We start from the raw sequence: 17514 nt of genomic DNA on the forward strand, positions 1-17514 counted from the left end.
GCAGGTATAAAATTTTAGTCTGTTAGATATACTCAGCGCCTTTTTTGGATTTGGCATCCGACATAAACTCCTTTACTTTCTGCTCTTCGTCCAGGCGGCAGATCATCAGCACATTGTCGTGCTCGGCCACAATGTAGCCTTCCAGCCCCTGTAGCACCACCAGGCGTTCCTTAGGTGTTTTGATGATGCAGTTTTTAGTGTCGTAGAGCATCACATCGCCATCCACTACGTTACCGGTCTCATCTTTCTCGTTAATGGTATAGAGCGAGTTCCAGGTGCCCAGGTCCGACCAGCCAATATCGGCCAGCACCACATACACATTGTCCACCTTCTCCATGATGCCATAGTCGATCGAGATGTTACGGCAATGGGAGTAAGCTTTCACGATGAAGTTAGGTTCTTCCGGCGTATGCATATAAGAAGCGCCTTCTTCAAACACTTCGCTTATTTCAGGCAGGTATTGTTTGAAGGCCCTCATGATACTCTGCACATTCCAGATAAAAATACCGGAGTTCCATACAAAGTCGCCGCTGTTGAGGAACATCTGTGCCAGCTCCAGGTTCGGCTTTTCTGTAAAGGTTTTTACCTTTTTGATACCCTGTGACTCACCGTCGATGTACTGGATATAGCCGTAGCCTGTGTCAGGGCGGCTTGGGGTGATGCCAAGTGTGATGAGCACGTCATCGCTGTCGGCGGCTTCCACAGCCTCTTTAATGACCTTGGTAAAGGCGTCCTGCTTCAGTACCACGTGGTCCGAAGGCGTCACGATGAGGTTAGCATTCGGGTTGATCTGCGCTATTTTGTACGAAGCGTAAGCGATACAGGGAGCAGTGTTGCGACCGATCGGCTCGAGCAGGATCTGGTTGTCGCTCAGCTGCGGCAGCTGCTCTTTTACCAGGTTTTCGTAGTCGCGGTTCGTCACCACGTATACGTTTTCGGGTGGGCAGATGTCCTTGAAACGGTTCATGGTCATCTGGAGCATGCTTTCGCCTACGCCAAGTACATCATGAAACTGCTTTGGGAAATCGGTACGACTGAATGGCCAGAAGCGGCTACCGATGCCGCCTGCCATGATAACCACATAAGTGTTTTCGTTCATGTCTATATAAGTCCTTCTTTCAGCAAATCGTGGAGGTGCACAAAGCCCTCGAATTTGCCTGATTTAGTGACAATAAGTTGCGTGATGTTTTTTTGCTGCATGATAGCCAACGCTTCAGCCGCATAGGTTTCGGGCTCTATGGAGAGGGGAGATGCCGTCATGATATCTGAAGCGCGTATACCGTCTATTGAATCATATTTGTTCAGCATACGGCGTAAATCGCCATCAGTTATAATTCCCACCAATTCTTCTGTTCCTTCTTTTACCACAGCAGTGGCACCCAGCCTTTTAGAGGAAATTTCGATGATGATATCCTTCAGCGCGGCGTTTTCCAAAACCTGTGGCGCCATGTTCTGGCGGAAGATATCATCTACCTTCAGGTAGAGGCGCTTGCCCAGTGAGCCGCCCGGATGCAACGTGGCAAAGTCGGCGCTGCTGAAGCCGCGGGCCTCCAGCAGGCTCACCGCCAGGGCATCGCCGAGCGCCAGCGCAGCCGTTGTGCTGGTTGTAGGGGCCAGGTTGTGTGGGCAGGCTTCGCGCTCTACAGAGGCGTTCAGCACGAAGTCAGCGCTCTGGGCCAGGTATGAATCTGTGCTCGAAACAAGTGCCGCCAATTGGGCACCTTTGCGTTTGAGCAAAGGAACAAGTACCTTTATCTCAGGCGTGTTACCGCTCTTGGAGATACAGATTACAAAATCGTCGGGCTGGATCATGCCCAGGTCACCGTGGATGGCGTCGGCAGCATGCATAAAGAGAGCCGGGGTTCCGGTGGAGTTGAGGGTAGCAACGATCTTGCCGGCGATGTTGGCACTCTTGCCTATACCTGTCACTACGACACGCCCTTTGATGTTCAGAATGGCTTTGACGCAATTTTCAAAGCCTTCGTCGATAAAATCCGCCAGTCTGGCGATAGCTTCAGCCTCATCGGCCAATACTTTTTTTGCTGTAAGGGCTATATTATTAAGAAGATTCAATTTAAATTTGTGTTAAAGGTATCCTAAGGGGATACGTTGCTTTACAGTTAAATTTCTGATTTATTACATGTCTACCAAACAGGAGATCAATCTCAAAAACAAATTAAAGGAAGTTTTTGGGTATAATCAATTTAGGGGGAATCAGGAGTTGATAATAAACAATATTATCAACGGAAAGAACACCTTTGTGATTATGCCGACCGGTGCTGGCAAGTCGTTGTGCTACCAACTGCCTGCCCTATCGCTGCCGGGAACTGCCATCGTTATTTCGCCGCTGATCGCCCTGATGAAAAATCAGGTGGATCAACTGAACGCTTTCGGGGTGAATGCCCATTTCCTGAACTCCACACTTTCAAAGTCGGAGATCAACAAAGTGAAGAAGGAAACCCTGGCCGGTGAAGTGAAGCTGCTCTATGTAGCGCCGGAATCACTGACCAAAGAAGAAACAGTTGAGTTTCTGCGTGCATCTAATATCTCCTTTGTAGCCATAGACGAGGCCCACTGTATTTCAGAGTGGGGACACGACTTCCGTCCGGAGTACCGTCGCATCCGGGGCATCATCGACCAGATCGGCAACCTGCCGATCATCGCCCTGACGGCAACGGCCACTCCTAAGGTACAACTCGACATCCAGCGCAACCTGCAAATGGACGAGGCCTCGGTGTTCAAATCGTCATTTAACCGTACGAACCTGTACTACGAGGTGCGCCCCAAGCACAACACCAAGAAGCAGGTTATCCAGTACGTGAAGAAGAATAAAGGCAAAAGCGGTGTGATTTACTGCCTGAGCCGTAAGAAAGTAGAAGAGATCGCGGAACTGCTTCGCGTGAATGATATCAAAGCACTGCCTTACCATGCCGGTCTGGACTCCCATATACGCATGGCCAACCAGGATGCCTTCCTGAACGAGGAAGCCGACGTGATTGTGGCAACCATCGCCTTCGGTATGGGCATCGACAAGCCGGATGTGCGTTTTGTCATCCACTACGACACGCCAAAATCCATTGAAGGCTACTACCAGGAGACAGGCCGCGCCGGCCGTGACGGTCTGGAAGGTAACTGCATCATGTTCTATAGCTACGATGACATCATCAAGCTGGAGAAGTTCAACAAAGACAAGCCGGTAACAGAGCGCGACAACTCCAAGCTATTGCTGCAGGAAATGGCCGCCTATGCCGACTCAGCCGTGTGCCGCCGTAAGCAATTGCTGCACTACTTTGGAGAGGCCTACGAAAAAGACTGTGGCTTCTGCGACAACTGTCTGCATCCGAAAGAACGCTTTGAGGCACAGAACGAAGTGTTGCTGGCCCTTAAGACGATACAGCAGACAGGAGAGCGCTTCAGCATCGATCACAACACAGCCGTACTGACAGGCTTGCGCAACCAACACGTAACAAGCTACGAGCACGATCAACTAGAAGTGTTTGGTGCCGGCAAGGAGCACGACGCCCAGTTCTGGAGCTCAGTGCTGCGCCAAGTGTTGCTGTCAGAGTACCTCGAGAAAGACATCGAGCAGTTTGGTATTGTAAAGCTTACGCAAAAGGGCTTGAACTTTATCTCGAATCCGCACCCGATCCAGCTGACCAAAGACCATGATTATGAGCAGGAGGTAAAAGCAGACGAGGAGAAAGAGGAAACGCAAGCCTCAGCCGGGCACGATGAAGTGCTGTTCGATATGCTGAAGAACCTGCGCAAGAAGCTGGCAAAAGAGAAAGGATTGCCGCCGTACGTGCTGTTCCAGGACCCATCCATTAAAGAGATGGCGACCGTGTACCCAACCACCAAAGAGGACCTGGCGCACATTGCCGGCGTAGGTATGGGCAAGGTACAGAAGTTCGGCAAGCCGTTCTTGGACATGATCACCAAGTATGTAGAGGATAACGATATTGTGACGGCTGCTGACGTAGTGGTGAAAACCACTGTGAACAAGTCGAAGATCAAGATCTATATCATCCAGCAGATAGACAAGAAGGTGGATCTGGAAGAGATTGCTTCTTCCAAAGACCTGACCATGCAGGAGCTGATCGAAGAGATTGAGCACATTTGCTATTCAGGTACGAAGCTCAACCTGAATTACTACATCGACAATATTCTGGATGATGAGCGTCAGGATGAAATATACGACTACTTTATGAACGCCAGCACCGACAATATCGCGGTGGCTCTCAAGGAGCTTGGTACAGACGATTACAGCGAAGAGGATGTACGCCTGATGCGCATCAAGTTCCTGTCGGAGTATGCTAACTAAATTGTTGATTGCCTAGTGTGGCGATCAGCAAGAAGAATATTTAGTGTGGAGAGACCGTTGTATTTTACAGCGGTCTTTTCGTTTTAATAGTGCATATACAGTCGAGAAAAGTAAAAACGATGAATTGTGCTGCACTGCGCATTATAAATTTATAACTTCGCAACAATGCTTTTGGTAACGCTGAGAGCAGCAATTAATAACCAGCAACTAGCAATTAGACTATGAACGTATTGATTATAGGATCTGGCGCAAGAGAACATGCACTTGCCTGGAAACTAAGCCAGAGCCCATACGCCGAGCAGATATTTGTTGCACCCGGAAACGCGGGCACGGACGAGTTTCACACCAGCTGCGCTATCGATATTCACAACTTCGATGAGGTGGCTAAGTTTGTGACGGACTTCAACATCATGATGGTAGTAGTTGGTCCGGAAAATACCCTGGTAGAAGGCATACATGATTACTTTCAGGAGAAGGATTTTCTGCGCGATGTGCTGGTGGTGGGCCCTAAGAAGCTGGGTGCCATGCTGGAGGGCAGCAAAGATTTCTGCAAGGCCTTTCTGCAGAAGAACAACATCCCGACAGCACGTTACGAGACCTTTACGGAAGCAAATTACCGCGATGCCGTGGAGTATCTGCGTACGCACAGCTACCCTGTGGTGCTTAAGGCCGATGGTCTGGCGGCTGGAAAAGGTGTGATTATCGCACAAACTTTCGAAGAAGCCATCGATAGCCTGGAGGCCATGCTGCGTAACCACAAGTTCGGTAAGGCAGGCAGCAAAGTGGTGATCGAGGAATACCTGAAAGGTATAGAGGTATCGGTATTTATCCTGACCGATGGCAAAGAGTATGTACTGCTCCCAGAGGCGAAAGACTATAAGCGCATAGGGGAAGGCGATGCAGGTCTGAACACAGGAGGTATGGGTGCTATTTCACCTGTGCCGTTTGCCGACGAAACTTTCATGCAGAAAGTACGCGACCGTGTGATCGAACCAACTATCCGCGGTATGCAAGCCGATAACCTGGATTATACCGGCTTCCTGTTCATCGGTCTGATGAACGTGAACGGAGAGCCTTACGTGATCGAGTACAACGTGCGCCTGGGCGACCCGGAAACAGAGGCTATTCTGCCGCGCATTAAGTCAGACCTGTTTGAGCTGTTCCTGGCCCTGCACGATCATAAACTAGGTAACTTTAAACTGGAAATAGATCCACGCACTGCTGCCACTGTATTCCTGGTATCTGGCGGTTATCCGGAAGGCTTCGACAAAGGGAAAGAGATCTCAGGTCTGGGACAGGTAGATTCCGACACCCTGGTGTTCCACGCCGGCACCAAGCGGGTAGATGATAAGATCGTGAACAATGGTGGCCGTGTGATTGCGGTAACTGGATTAGGCAACACCATGGAAGAAGCGCTGGCGAAAGCCAACAAGGCAGCTGAAGCGATCAACTGGACTGACCGCTATTATCGCCGTGATATAGGATTCGATTTGGCAAAGCAGCCTATGCACTAGGCTGACTATACCTGATAAAAACAAAGGCCGGTGTTTCGAGAAACACCGGCCTTTTTGTTGAGGTAATCTTGGAGAGCTTAGCAGTAAGCCTCGAAAGCGCCCTGCAGGTTGTCTACAATGCGGTTAAGCTCATTACCTTCAATGTGGTAGCGCTCGATCATGTGCACCAGTTCGCCGTCTTTGAACAGAGCGATAGAAGGAGAGGAGGGTGGGTACGGCAGCATAAACTCACGTGCCTTGGCCACAGCGTCCTGTTCCATACCTGCAAATACAGTGATCATTTTAGTAGGGCGTTTCTCAGAAGAGGCAACAGCCATTTTAAGGGCAGGGCGCGCTTTAGAAGCAGCACAGCCACATACTGAGTTCACAGCAACCAGCACAGTGCCTTCTTTTGACGAAAGCACCTGCTCTACTTCTTCTGCGGTCATCAGTTGTTCGAAGCCTGCAGAGGTCAGGTCTTCGCGGATCGGGGCGACCATATATTCAGGATACATTCCCATGGTTATCGGCTTTAAAATTAAAAGATAATTGATACTGCAAAATTAATCATAATTCTGCAGAAAGGCTACAGATCAGAAGTATAGCCTGAATAGGGAACTTAAAATATATCTTATTGTATAGTTTTGAGAATATGCGTTTTAGCTAAACAGAAGGCAAAGAAGTAGGGTATACACTGATATTCCGGTGTGCTTTGTGTAAAGTTATATTCGTCGTGTATGGCTGTCCGGGATATTGCGCGACCATTGGCTTAAGACCTAACTATGTACCCACACCCTTACCCACATACCTCTGGCATAAATAAACTCCATCAGGTAGCCTACTTCTATATGCCTGCAAACGATGAGCGACCTGCCGAACTTATCCAAATTCTGAACTGTGATCGCACCTTTATTCACGTGCCCATGCGTGAAGAAGATGTAACGCTGGATGCTTTTTTTGTGCGTGATATGACGGAGGCTGAAATACAGAATTTTAGCGATAGTCAGACTTGGCAGATATTTGTGCACTGGGATGAGCTCTATGAAGACCATGTACGCTTTAAAGTAAGCCGAAAAGTAATGAGCGAGCTAGAGCAGTTAAAGCAGAAGTTTCCGTTGCCTGAGGGTATGGCCGCTTAAAGAACTTATTGGTAGAAAGACCTGAGAACAGAAAAGAAGCAACCTGTACCTGCTACGGTACAGCACAAAAGAAAAAGGCCTCTCAGATTTCTCTGAGAGGCCTTTTCGGTGGTCGCGAAGGGAGTCGAACCCCTAACCTTCTGATTCGTAGTCATGACGATAGCCTTTATTGCTAGTATTATATATTAGTAAAAACCGTCTTTTTAGCCAAATTAAGCAATTTTTGTTTCTCCTTGTTTAGTAATATTACTTGACTTTTTGACGGTTTGTGTGCAAATTGTGTGTACAGGAAATAATTTGCACACACATGATACCCGTACTTACTTCCGTCATGCTGGATACCAGAAGGGCTCTGAAAGATGGCTCATTCCCGGTAAGGTTGAGGCTCACCTTCCAAAGACAGCGCAAATACTATAATACGAGCTACTCTTTGAGCGAGGCAGAATTCTTTAAGGTTCAAGCGGAAAAGCCGAAAGGAAAGTACAAAGAGCTTCAGATAGCTTTTCAGGCAATAGAGCAGAAGGCTATAGGCATCATCCGTAACCTTGAAACCTTCACTTTTGAGCAGTTCGAGAAGAAGTACCTGAACACTGCAGTTAAGAACGATGTCTTTACAGCATTTGAGCAGCAAGTCACAAGACTGGTTGAGGAAGGCAGGGTAGGCACGGCCAGCAGCTACGAGAGCGCCAGCCTCTCCTTGCTATCCTTTATTCAGAAAGAACCCCTTACCAGAAATAAGGGCTTATCTAGAGCTAAAGCAACCGAGAAGAGGGAAAACCTGCTGAAGAAACGCAAGCCTCTGGCTTATGCCGCTATAACTGTTGATTTCCTGATGGGGTACGAGAAATGGATGCTTCAGCACGGCCACTCGATCACCACCATAGGCATCTACCTGCGGGCGCTTCGCGCCATCTACAACAACGCCATCGCGGCAGGGGAGGTGAACGCCGACCTCTACCCGTTCGGCAAGAGAAAGTACCAGATACCCTCCGGCCGGAATGTGAAGAAAGCCCTGACGCTGGCAGACATTGAAAAGATATTCTCCTATAAGCCTGCCACCGAGAACGAAGGGCGTGCGCGGGACCTGTGGATCTTCTCCTACCTGTGCAACGGGATAAACGTGAAGGACATCGCCCGTCTGAAGTACAAGCAGCTTGACCAGGAGAGGATCACCTTTGTCAGGGCCAAGACGGAGCGGACCAGCCGCCAGAATATCAAGGTCATTACGGCCATGCGGACGCAGGAAATTGATGAGATCATCGAGAGATGGGGTAATAAACCCGCTTACAGTGAAGATTATGTGTTCCCCTTGCTTGAACCAGGGTTGTCTGCGGAAAGAGAACGGGCAAAGATTCAGCATGCCACCAAGACTATAAACAAGTACATCAAGCGTGTTGCCTCCGCGGTTGGCATTGAAAAGAATATAAGCACGTACACGGCCCGGCATTCCTTCTCTACAGTCCTCAAGCGAGCAGGGGCACCGATAGAGCTTATATCTGAATCCCTTGGGCACTCTAACCTGAAGACGACCGAAAGCTACTTGGATAGCTTTGAAAACGACGTGAAGAAGCAGTACGCTGCACGGTTAACAGCATTTAATATGATTAGCGAGTGAGGTTTAATTAATAGTTAATACGATTCTGCTGTGGAAATAAACAAGGGACCATAATACACTATGCGCCTATAATAATAGATAGCGATGAATATTGGAGGGAAGGTTGTCATGTATTTGACTGGCCTTGACAATAAGCTGACTACTATTGTAGAGTACAGGGCAAAGGCGGTTCAAATACTCTAAATTTAGGTACATTAAGTCTCATAATGAGTAGGAGTCTAGTTCAATTTCAGGTAATCTAGCTTTAGGATCAGCTTCTTTTGAGTAAGGTCGTCAGGTGACTTTTTTTATTTCCTTACATTTTTATGTAAGGAAGAGATCATCTTCATGGTAGCAGCCCAATTTACATACAGCGTAATTGAGATTGGCCTTTAATCCTCTATTATCGTCACGAGGTGTTTATGCCTTTAACTTGTAGTGTAGGTCCATAGTCCTGGAAAATTTTCTATGATTGTCGCGACAACTGAATATACCGGAGAGGCATGTGAGGTATATACCCATATTGGCAAGGCCAATATTTTGCGCATTCTAACTTAAGAGCCCCGCATTAAAAGTTTTTGTGAAGCAGTTCCAGTAATGGAGTAGAAGCCTTGAGCATTAGACTCTTCCTAACAATGGCGCCCTGCAGCCCAAGCATTAGTATATTCCTGCAAATATACCCTATAAATATAATTATTAAAACACTGTATTGCTCAGGCAACCAACAAGGGGTATTCATAATTATATAAAAATCAGCTGGGAATGTATAAAACTATCACGGTAAGGGATGGGTATAACTAAGGACTTATAACCAAACAAAACAAACTATGAACATAACGATGAATAGAGAACTAGTTTCAGTGTTGGCAGAATGTGCCGCAGCCTGTAACTACTGTGCTGTCTCCTGTCTGCAGGAAGACGATGTGAAAATGATGGAGCGCTGTATCCGCCTCGATCTGGACTGTGCCGCTATCTGTAAAATGGCGCTGGATTATGTATCCCGTGATTCGACTATGAAGCGAGACGTGCTGGACCTGTGCGCCAGAGTGTGTCGCGAGTGCGGTGCGGAATGTGAAAAGCATTCGCACATGGAGCACTGCCGTATGTGCGCTGAGGCTTGCCGTCGTTGCGAGCAGGCTTGCCAGCAGGCGTAGTTGTTATTACAAGTTGGTCAAATGCAAGACCTAAGAAACACCCTGATTGTTCTATACCTGCTAGAGCGGTCAGGGTGTTTTTTGGCGTGGACGTGAATTACAGTGCACCGATAGAAGTCCCCATAAAATTAAGAGGCTTAGTAAGTGAATTTTGGTCACATTTTTTAACCACATAATCTATGAAAAAAATTTTATCAGTATCAGAAGCTTTGCTCTTATGCTAATTGCCGTCTTTGTGTTCAGCAGCTGCGAAAATGACCAAGATGTTGTTAGCCCGTTAAGTACCAGCGCAGAGAAAGCGACGAAAGGTCCTTACTGGGGGGCGACAAAGCATTTGACAAGGAAATGCAGCAGATCATCAACTCCATGATGAAGATGATGAACCAGATGGAGATGACCTGCGACCCCGACATTGATTTTGCCAACATGATGATCATGCACCACGAAATGGGTATTAAAATGGCCGACCTGGAACTCCAGTATGGGCATGAGCCCGAGGCACTGGAACTGGCCGAGAAAACGAAGATAGGCAACATGGAAAGTAAAGTACGTCTTGAAGCATTGCTGGCATCGCATCCAGGGGCGGAACCACTCTCGAAGGAGGAGTGCAAGATGTTTATGATGGAGATGCGAGAGGACATGATGGCTATGATGCACTGCATGCGTTCTGTAATGGACACACCTGATCCGGATGTTGATTTTGCCCAGCTGATGATCTGTCATCACGAAGGAGCCCTTGCCATGTCAAACACAGAATTGAAGTGGGGGGATGATGAAATGGCCTTGGAGGAGGCTGAAATGATCATTGAAGAGCAAGCGCAGGAAATAATGGAGCTAGCCGCATTCTTAAATGAGCACGGTATACCGACCAAGCACCATAACATGTAGTAAGTCAGCATGATCTGACTTAAGATTTACAAGCCCGGCTACTGGAAACGTCAGCCGGGCTCTTTAGTTAAATGCCGTTTCATCCGGAGTATAAAATTTGTAGTTTTAGCCTTCATTTACATCAAACAATAGGTATTGCTTACCTTGTCAAAGCCGGTTTAATACCCATACTACAACCCTTACACCATGAACCCCAAAATTACAAACAGCTTTTTTGCTCTTATATTTTGCGCCTCCCTGTCCTATTGCAATCAAACCGCTAAAGAACTGGAAGTACCAGCAGAAGAAACACAGCACGCCAATCATACCCCTAAAATGAGCGAAGGCGCTGTCATTATACAGGATCAACCGGAACCTGATACATTAAGAGGCAGTCTGAAAGCAGAAGCCCATGGTATGGTAGGCAATGCGCACCTGACCATCAATTACCATTCACCAGCCGTGCGCGGACGCAACATCTGGGGCGGCCTGGTAGCTTACGACCAGGTATGGGTGACAGGAGCGCACTCAGCCACCAGCCTGACAACGGATAAAGATATCACCATAGAAGAAAAGCTACTGCCAGCAGGCAAGTATGCCTTGTTCACCATTCCTGGAAAGGAGGAGTGGACTATCATCATCAACAAAAACTGGGAGCAGCACCTGACCGACGATTACACGGAGAAGGAAGACGTATTGCGCGTTACCGTAAAACCTGAAGCAGCAGCGCAGCCACAGGAGCGACTACGTTACCAGATCGTGTCAGAGGCTGATAGCAAAGGAGCCATTAACATAAGCTGGGACAAGTTGAAAGTAACAGTACCCGTTGCTATTTAGGTGTAGCCAAGAAGCATATTTTTATTCATAAAGCCACTCCGACAGCTGTTGGAGTGGCTTTATGAATTTATAGATGAACCTGAGTATAGCCATATGGATATACCTGAACAAGAAGCAACGTTGCTTACTTGAAAAGACTTATAGGCAAACAATTATACTTTAACAGTTAAAAAAAATGGAAAAGGGAAATTATATGAAGTTTTTGTTGATGCTAGCCGTATCGTTTGTGATCATGTACGGGGTGATGTATTTGAATGCCGATAAGTTTGATCATGTGTACCTGAACCTGAACAGGCTGTACATGGCCCTATTGATGGTGGCGCCTATGGCGCTTGTTATGTTAGGGTTTATGTCGGGAATGTATACAAATAAGAAGCTGAAGTATCATTGTAGCTGTTGGTGTAGTAGCTTTTGCCGGCTCACTGTTCATGCTAAGGAAACAGGCCTTAGTGGATGATAAACAGTTTCTAAAATCCATGATTCCGCATCACTCTTCAGCCATTCTGGTAAGCCAGGAAGCAAACATAAAAGATCCCGAAGTGAAGAGGCTAACGGAGCAGATCATAGAATCTCAGGAAAAAGAAATAGCAGAAATGAAGGCAATCCTAACCAGAATGAGGTAAATCTTATACTGTATCCATGGCCGGATCTTATTCTTGGTGATGCATGTATAAAAACGAAGCCGCCTCTTTACCGAGGGGCGGCTTCGTTTGATAATAAGGTGGACTATTTTACAACCAAAGAATAGTTTAGACCTGTTAAGTTTTTACTGTTATATTTTCCTGAAATGGATCTTGTTTTCATCTTCCCAGACACAAAGCGTTTTTTTATCCGGCATTTCAGCAGTTTCAATATAGCTGCCTTTCCCTACCACAGTTTCCGTATCTGCATTCAGGAATTTTAGTTTTAGATCTGAACCATCTTTCCAGGCAATAACCGGATTTGTTTTTCCGCTGATGCGGCAGTTCCGGCCTCTGCCAATTTGCACTTCCTGTTGGCCAGGCTTTGCATAGAAGATATTCCCTTCCCGTTGCCAGGAAGTGTGAATCGTATTCTTACTATCCAGTAGAATGCCCCCGCCGTCCATGGGACATCCTTCCAGTTCCCAGGTGCCATTCCCTAGTTTCTGTGGCTGAGAAAAGTGTTGTCCGTTGTCAGTTGATTTGGTCAGGTAAAAATCTCTGGAGCCATCTACCCAGTTTCTGAACATCAGGATTACCTGTTTGCCTTCCACATCTATACTTGGCTTACAGCATTCGCACACGGTGCTGTCTGGCGATACGTATACTATCTTGTTTTCTGACCATGCGGCGGCGTTTCCTGTAGTGGAGGCAAACACGATCTTGTTTTGTTTGGTGTTTCTTACATCCAGCCACACAGCATAGAAGGTGTCTTGTTCATCGGAGGCGATACTCATCAGGCCTTCTGGCACTGAGCCCGGTATGTCATTCACACCAGCTGCCTTTATCCACTTATTTGTATCATGGTCCAGACTGTAGGTATGGATATTACCCTGCTTATCTATGGCGGTTACCACCGAGTAATTCATGGAGCTGGCAATCTGAGGCCCCATGGACATGCCCAGGTACAAGCCCTTCAGCTGCCCCACCAGTAGAGGTTCTGAGAAGGTTTGTCCGTTATCTTTGGACGTGACGCAATAAATTCTGTCTTCCAAGCCATACACTACCCTGGTATTCCCTTTTGTATCTACTGCGATCTGTGGCTGACGACCTGCCAGGAGCAGGGTGTTTGTCGTTTCTTGTTCTGTTTTGCTACAGGAGGTATTTAAAATCAGAAACAAGACAAACGTTAGAAGCTGTAATGGTGCCCTCATTCTTTACAAGTTTAAGACAAAGTATACTGTAAGATAAGAGAATTTTTGGAAAGATTCCGCTTGAAGGCAGGTAAGCGAACATGCCTGATGAATACATACAGGCCGTAAAGCGTAGCCGTTGCACAACCTGGTGTAAACTGTCGCGTTCATTTTAAGCAAAAACACATGTTGCTATGGAAGTAATCAAGTTCAAAACCAATGTGGAGAATGAGGAAGCTATATCCAGGGTAGCGCCTTACCCGGACAAAGAAGAAAGTATCAGCAGGTGGAAGCTGGAAACTGGAAGCACAGAAAATATTTTAAGTGTCTCCGGTACAGATCTTGATCCCCAAAGGATTGAAAATGTGGAGCAGGAAGCAGGATTCAAAGCTGAAATCATCCGGGTTATAGGCATCGGTGGCAAGGACTTGTAAAGCCGATAGCAGAAACTGTTAGGAGTGCTTACCATTTAAAACCAGGCATACACTAAAATGATTTTAGTAAAACCCCAGCTGATAGAAAGAGATACTAGTGTTAAATTAATCCGGGAACCTAAATTCAGCCAAGCAGAGATAAATAATAGTGCACCTCCATCTAAAATCTAAAATCTTACACAAGGTTGTGAAAGTGCTCGACTTACGATTGATACACTTCCTTCCAGGGCCAGCCGTCCATTTCCAAAAGGGAAGATAGCAGTCTCCGGCGGTCCTTCAGGGTCTGTTTGAAAGTTAGTTCAACTTCTTCCCTCTTTTTAAGCGGAACTCCTTTCTCCTCCAGTTGCCAAAGATCAGGTGTAGGGGCATCTTCCTGGGGTGAAGTGTTCTTGAGGAAACCTTCTTTTACCATTTCCAGATAAGAATCCAGAGCCGTTTGGAGCATCACCATTTTCACTTCACTCCTTTTAACATCCTGCGAAACGGCTTGCTCCAGGAGCTGATATGCCTCATCCAGCAGCACAACGGCGGGCGCAACAGACAACTGTGCTTGGCTGTTATGAAAGTAATGAATTACAGGAAAGGAGTGGTGGTTCACCGTATGCTGCATTAGCATCTGGCATATGTCTGACACATTATCGAAAAAGGAGGAAAAGTCTTTCCCATTCCAACTGTTTGCCAGTATCTGCTGTGGCGTTTTACCCATGCTGTTAATGTAAAGACTGAGCTTGCTCTGCAAGCCTACGGCAGATAACACCTGTACAAAATAGGTGAGGGAAGCAGTTATGAAAGCTAAGCCAGAGAAAGCTGTGACACTCGTAATGATCCGCCACACATCATTTGATGCCTTATAATCTCCTACTCCCAAAGTGGAAAGTGTAAAACCGGCATAGTAGAGCTTCTCTAAGGGGCTGGCACTGGATAAAGTAGTGCTGTTTACAACAGAGTCTGGATCAGAAAGTAACAGCAGGAACAGACCTGCCCAAAGACCAAGAACCCAAGTCATAAGCGTGCAGGTAAGTATAGACGGCCCCGCATACTCAAGTAATTTGGATTTCCCATTCTTACCCGAAACTAAGAAGAAAATCTTCCATACCGCTCTGGATACCAATTCCGTAATCCGGCCGCCTCCGCTTGAAGAAAAGGTGGTCTTGATGATGTCCAGTGCGATTAAAGTATAAAAAAGAGCTCCCAGGAAGGGATACAGAATGTTCATAAAGTACATAGAATTGTTAGCACGTTCTTCTAAACGCAATAACAAATAGGGAGTTAAAAACATAGGGGTGGCAGATTCATGAAGCCCGGTAAGTTTAGGCTTGGAATCACTGTCAGGGCAGATGTTGCCTGTTTTAGAAGTCCTTGAGCTTTTGATAAAAGCCACATTATGTAAAAACAACTCATGAATATATAAAACAGATGGGTTTACGGAAAGGTATAACCAAGCACGCTTTCATAAGACTTATGGAAGCATTAAGTATGGACACAGTGCCTTGATAAAGGCTTAAGCAGTATGTGCAGCAGCTTGTAACTAGTAGGCTGCATCAAGCCGGCCTGCACACGGTATATCCTTCCATATTGGAGAGGTATGTGGTCACTTATGTAGCGTATAGCTCTGAGGCTGTAGTGGATCTATGAATTCCTCTAGGGCACAAGGCATAACAATTAAATAACTTAATTGATGTTTGACGTTTTAATAAGCTCTCAGCCTTCCGCTATAAGCGCACAGGAAAAGGTTAAACTACTTCTCACACCTGTTAACCAGGAGGCCGCCGGTGTTCCCCTTGTACTGGAAGAAGTACATACCAAAGACATTCACCTCATCATAGTATCAGAAGACCTTTCTTTCTTTGCCCACGAGCACCCGGAAAAGGCAGGCAAGGAATACTCTGTTGACTTCATATTTCCCTTTGGGGGCAAATTCCTGCTTTACTGCGATGTAAAGCCCCTGAATACGGCACCGGCTGTTATCCGAAAATCGGTGGAGGTTGCCGGTGACAGCAGGAACGTGCAGCGCTACCAGCAGGATGTGCTCAGTAAAACGGTTGACAATGTGAGCGTTCAACTGGATGTGCGGGAGCTAAATGCCATACGCGTTACTATGAAACAGGGGGAGGCTGCCATAGCAGCCTCTTCATTAGGTGATTTTCTGGGTGCTAAGGCACATGTGGTCATGATCAATGTGGATACAAAAGAATACCTGCATGTCCATCCCATGGTGCACGAGGATGTGCTGGTGCTGCACTCCGCTTTTACAGCCAGTGGGCTATACCGGGTGTGGATTCAATTCCTGCTGAACGGGCTACTATATACCCTGGACTATGTCGTGCAAGTAGCTGAGCTTCCGAGCCAAGGACATCATGGGCACCATCACTAAAAGCAGCACACCGCAATATTACCAATGGAAGTTAATAAAGAGCGTGTAGATATACCAATTGCTGTCACTCTTCGTGATAAAATGAAGATTGTCCTGCTCCTTGCTTTTCCAGCAGTAGTAGAGAACTTCTTTCAGACATTTATTGGCTTTGTGGATGTCTATTTTGTCTCAAAGATAGGCTTAGCCGAAGTTTCTGCCATAGGGGCCACCAACGCCATACTGGCTATCTATTTTGCCGTCTTTATGGCTATCGGGGTGGCAGCAAACGTAAGGGTGGCAAATGCCCTGGGAGCGAAACAGGTAGAAAGGGCTCGGCATATAGCGCAGCAGGCCATCATACTCTCCATCCTTTTCGGCATTCTGACAGGTATCGTAACATTGTTTTTTGCACGCCCCCTGCTCACGCTCATGGGGCTGGAAGAGCAGGTGCTGGATATTGGAGAGAACTATTTCCGGGTTGTGGGTATTCCTTCCGTGTTCATGTCGCTCATGTTTGCGCTTAGTGCCAATTTACGGGGCTCGGGTAACACACGGGCACCCATGAAAGTCAGCATTCTCATCAACATCTTCCATGCGCTCTTGGGGTATGCTCTTATTTTTGGTTTCTGGATTTTTCCTGAAATGGGAGTGACAGGTGCTGCTTTGGCTACAGTTGCTTCCCGTGTACTTGGGACCTTACTGCTGGTCTACTACATCCAGCGGTCGGAGGTGCTGGCCTTCCGGAAGGACTTCTGGTCGGTAGACTGGGGCCATCAGAAGGAGCTTGCTACATTAGGCAGCCCTGCGGCCGGGGAGGTGCTCATCATGCGGGCAGGGCAGATCGTCTACTTCGGGTTCATCGTTTCGCTGGGAACCAACGTCTTCGCCGCCCATCAGATTGCCGGTAATGTGGAGGTAATCTCCTATATGGCAGGTTATGGCTTTGCCACAGCAGTTACTATACTGGCAGGACAGCAGATAGGTGCAGGAAGAATAGAGGAGGCGATTTCCTTCACAAAAATAGGGGCCTGGATGGCTGTAGGCATCATGGGTGTGCTGGGCTTACTGCTCTTTTTCCTGGGAGAGTGGGCTGGCAGTCTGTTCTCCGAAGACCCGGAGGTAATCTCTAAGATAGGGGACGCCCTGAAGGTTTCGGGTGCGTTTCAGCCTTTCCTGGCAGCCCTTTTAACGCTTACAGGCGCGTACCAAGCCGCTAATAATACGAAGTTCCCCATGTACCTGACGGCGGCTGGTATGTGGGCCATCCGCACCGTTCTGGTCTACTATCTTGGAATCACCCTGGGCTGGGGCCTTATTGGTGTCTGGATCGCCATTGGTATTGACATTGTGACCCGTGCAGGGGTCTTGGCCTATAAGTTTGCTAAGGGTACATGGATGAATCTGGAAAAGGAAGCAGAGGTGGAGTCACAATGTCACCCGCAGTCCATTAAAGAGACCATGTCTGACTGCGTTAACAATTACTAAATATGTACTAAATGACAATGCCAC

The 17514-nt window shown here is 47.2% G+C and carries 16 protein-coding genes; 11 read left to right on the plus strand and 5 right to left on the minus strand.

From position 1 onward, the window contains the following. Window positions 1-22: 22 nt before the first annotated feature. Window positions 23-1099, minus strand: a complete 1077-nt coding sequence (locus I0P70_RS00325) for a mannose-1-phosphate guanylyltransferase (protein WP_007654362.1) — start codon at window positions 1097-1099, stop codon at window positions 23-25. A 2-nt stretch (window positions 1100-1101) separates the two neighbouring features. Continuing rightward, window positions 1102-2073, minus strand: a complete 972-nt coding sequence (locus I0P70_RS00330; protein WP_196114262.1) for an SIS domain-containing protein — start codon at window positions 2071-2073, stop codon at window positions 1102-1104. A 67-nt stretch (window positions 2074-2140) separates the two neighbouring features. Between I0P70_RS00330 and recQ the strand changes: the two genes are divergently transcribed. Both recQ and purD read left to right on the plus strand, forming a co-directional pair. Further along, entirely contained in the window at window positions 2141-4321 is a 2181-nt protein-coding gene (gene recQ, locus I0P70_RS00335) for a DNA helicase RecQ (protein WP_196114263.1), read from the plus strand. Window positions 4322-4542: 221 nt separating this feature from the next. Next, window positions 4543-5835 (plus strand): phosphoribosylamine--glycine ligase, encoded by a 1293-nt coding sequence (gene purD / locus I0P70_RS00340; protein WP_196114264.1) that lies wholly within the window; start codon window positions 4543-4545, stop codon window positions 5833-5835. Between the two features lie 77 nt (window positions 5836-5912). Here the strand turns inward: purD and I0P70_RS00345 are convergent, their stop codons facing one another. Next, the gene (locus I0P70_RS00345) at window positions 5913-6329 is read right to left on the minus strand and encodes a BrxA/BrxB family bacilliredoxin (protein WP_007654354.1); all 417 of its coding nucleotides are present in this window, start codon (window positions 6327-6329) and stop codon (window positions 5913-5915) included. A 267-nt stretch (window positions 6330-6596) separates the two neighbouring features. Here I0P70_RS00345 and I0P70_RS00350 point away from each other — a divergent pair, with 267 nt between their 5' ends. The 6 genes from I0P70_RS00350 to I0P70_RS21540 all read left to right on the plus strand — a co-directional run bounded on the left by I0P70_RS00350 (window position 6597) and on the right by I0P70_RS21540 (window position 12028). Further along, window positions 6597-6953, plus strand: a complete 357-nt coding sequence (locus I0P70_RS00350; RefSeq protein ID WP_196114265.1) for a hypothetical protein — start codon at window positions 6597-6599, stop codon at window positions 6951-6953. A gap of 331 nt (window positions 6954-7284) precedes the next feature. Then, a complete protein-coding gene (locus tag I0P70_RS00355) occupies window positions 7285-8568 on the plus strand; it encodes a site-specific integrase (RefSeq protein ID WP_229733912.1) in 1284 nt (427 codons plus the stop codon). A gap of 818 nt (window positions 8569-9386) precedes the next feature. After that, a complete protein-coding gene (locus I0P70_RS00360) occupies window positions 9387-9701 on the plus strand; it encodes a four-helix bundle copper-binding protein (RefSeq protein ID WP_229733913.1) in 315 nt (104 codons plus the stop codon). 315 nt (window positions 9702-10016) lie between these two features. Beyond that, window positions 10017-10589 carry a DUF305 domain-containing protein gene (locus I0P70_RS00365; protein ID WP_366915786.1) on the plus strand — a complete coding sequence of 191 codons (573 nt, stop codon included), beginning with the start codon at window positions 10017-10019 and terminating at the stop codon, window positions 10587-10589. Window positions 10590-10775: 186 nt separating this feature from the next. Further along, entirely contained in the window at window positions 10776-11405 is a 630-nt protein-coding gene (locus I0P70_RS00370) for a DUF2911 domain-containing protein (protein ID WP_116541394.1), read from the plus strand. 476 nt (window positions 11406-11881) lie between these two features. Then, window positions 11882-12028: a DUF305 domain-containing protein gene (locus I0P70_RS21540; protein ID WP_366915787.1), complete on the plus strand. Its 147-nt coding sequence runs from the start codon at window positions 11882-11884 to the stop codon at window positions 12026-12028. Window positions 12029-12177: 149 nt separating this feature from the next. Here I0P70_RS21540 and I0P70_RS00380 read toward each other — a convergent pair whose 3' ends face one another. After that, entirely contained in the window at window positions 12178-13206 is a 1029-nt protein-coding gene (locus tag I0P70_RS00380) for a hypothetical protein (RefSeq protein WP_230391907.1), read from the minus strand. A 206-nt stretch (window positions 13207-13412) separates the two neighbouring features. Between I0P70_RS00380 and I0P70_RS00385 the strand changes: the two genes are divergently transcribed. Further along, entirely contained in the window at window positions 13413-13652 is a 240-nt protein-coding gene (locus I0P70_RS00385) for a copper chaperone (protein WP_116541393.1), read from the plus strand. A 202-nt stretch (window positions 13653-13854) separates the two neighbouring features. Here I0P70_RS00385 and I0P70_RS00390 read toward each other — a convergent pair whose 3' ends face one another. Then, entirely contained in the window at window positions 13855-15033 is a 1179-nt protein-coding gene (locus tag I0P70_RS00390) for a potassium channel family protein (protein WP_299984931.1), read from the minus strand. Between the two features lie 297 nt (window positions 15034-15330). Here I0P70_RS00390 and I0P70_RS00395 point away from each other — a divergent pair, with 297 nt between their 5' ends. Both I0P70_RS00395 and I0P70_RS00400 read left to right on the plus strand, forming a co-directional pair. Then, the gene (locus I0P70_RS00395; RefSeq protein WP_137761703.1) at window positions 15331-16026 is read left to right on the plus strand and encodes a hypothetical protein; all 696 of its coding nucleotides are present in this window, start codon (window positions 15331-15333) and stop codon (window positions 16024-16026) included. Between the two features lie 24 nt (window positions 16027-16050). Then, window positions 16051-17490 carry an MATE family efflux transporter gene (locus I0P70_RS00400; RefSeq protein ID WP_188501695.1) on the plus strand — a complete coding sequence of 480 codons (1440 nt, stop codon included), beginning with the start codon at window positions 16051-16053 and terminating at the stop codon, window positions 17488-17490. The last annotated feature ends 24 nt before the right edge of the window (window positions 17491-17514 follow it).

Source organism: Pontibacter sp. FD36, assembly GCF_015686655.1.
GTDB lineage: Bacteria > Bacteroidota > Bacteroidia > Cytophagales > Hymenobacteraceae > Pontibacter.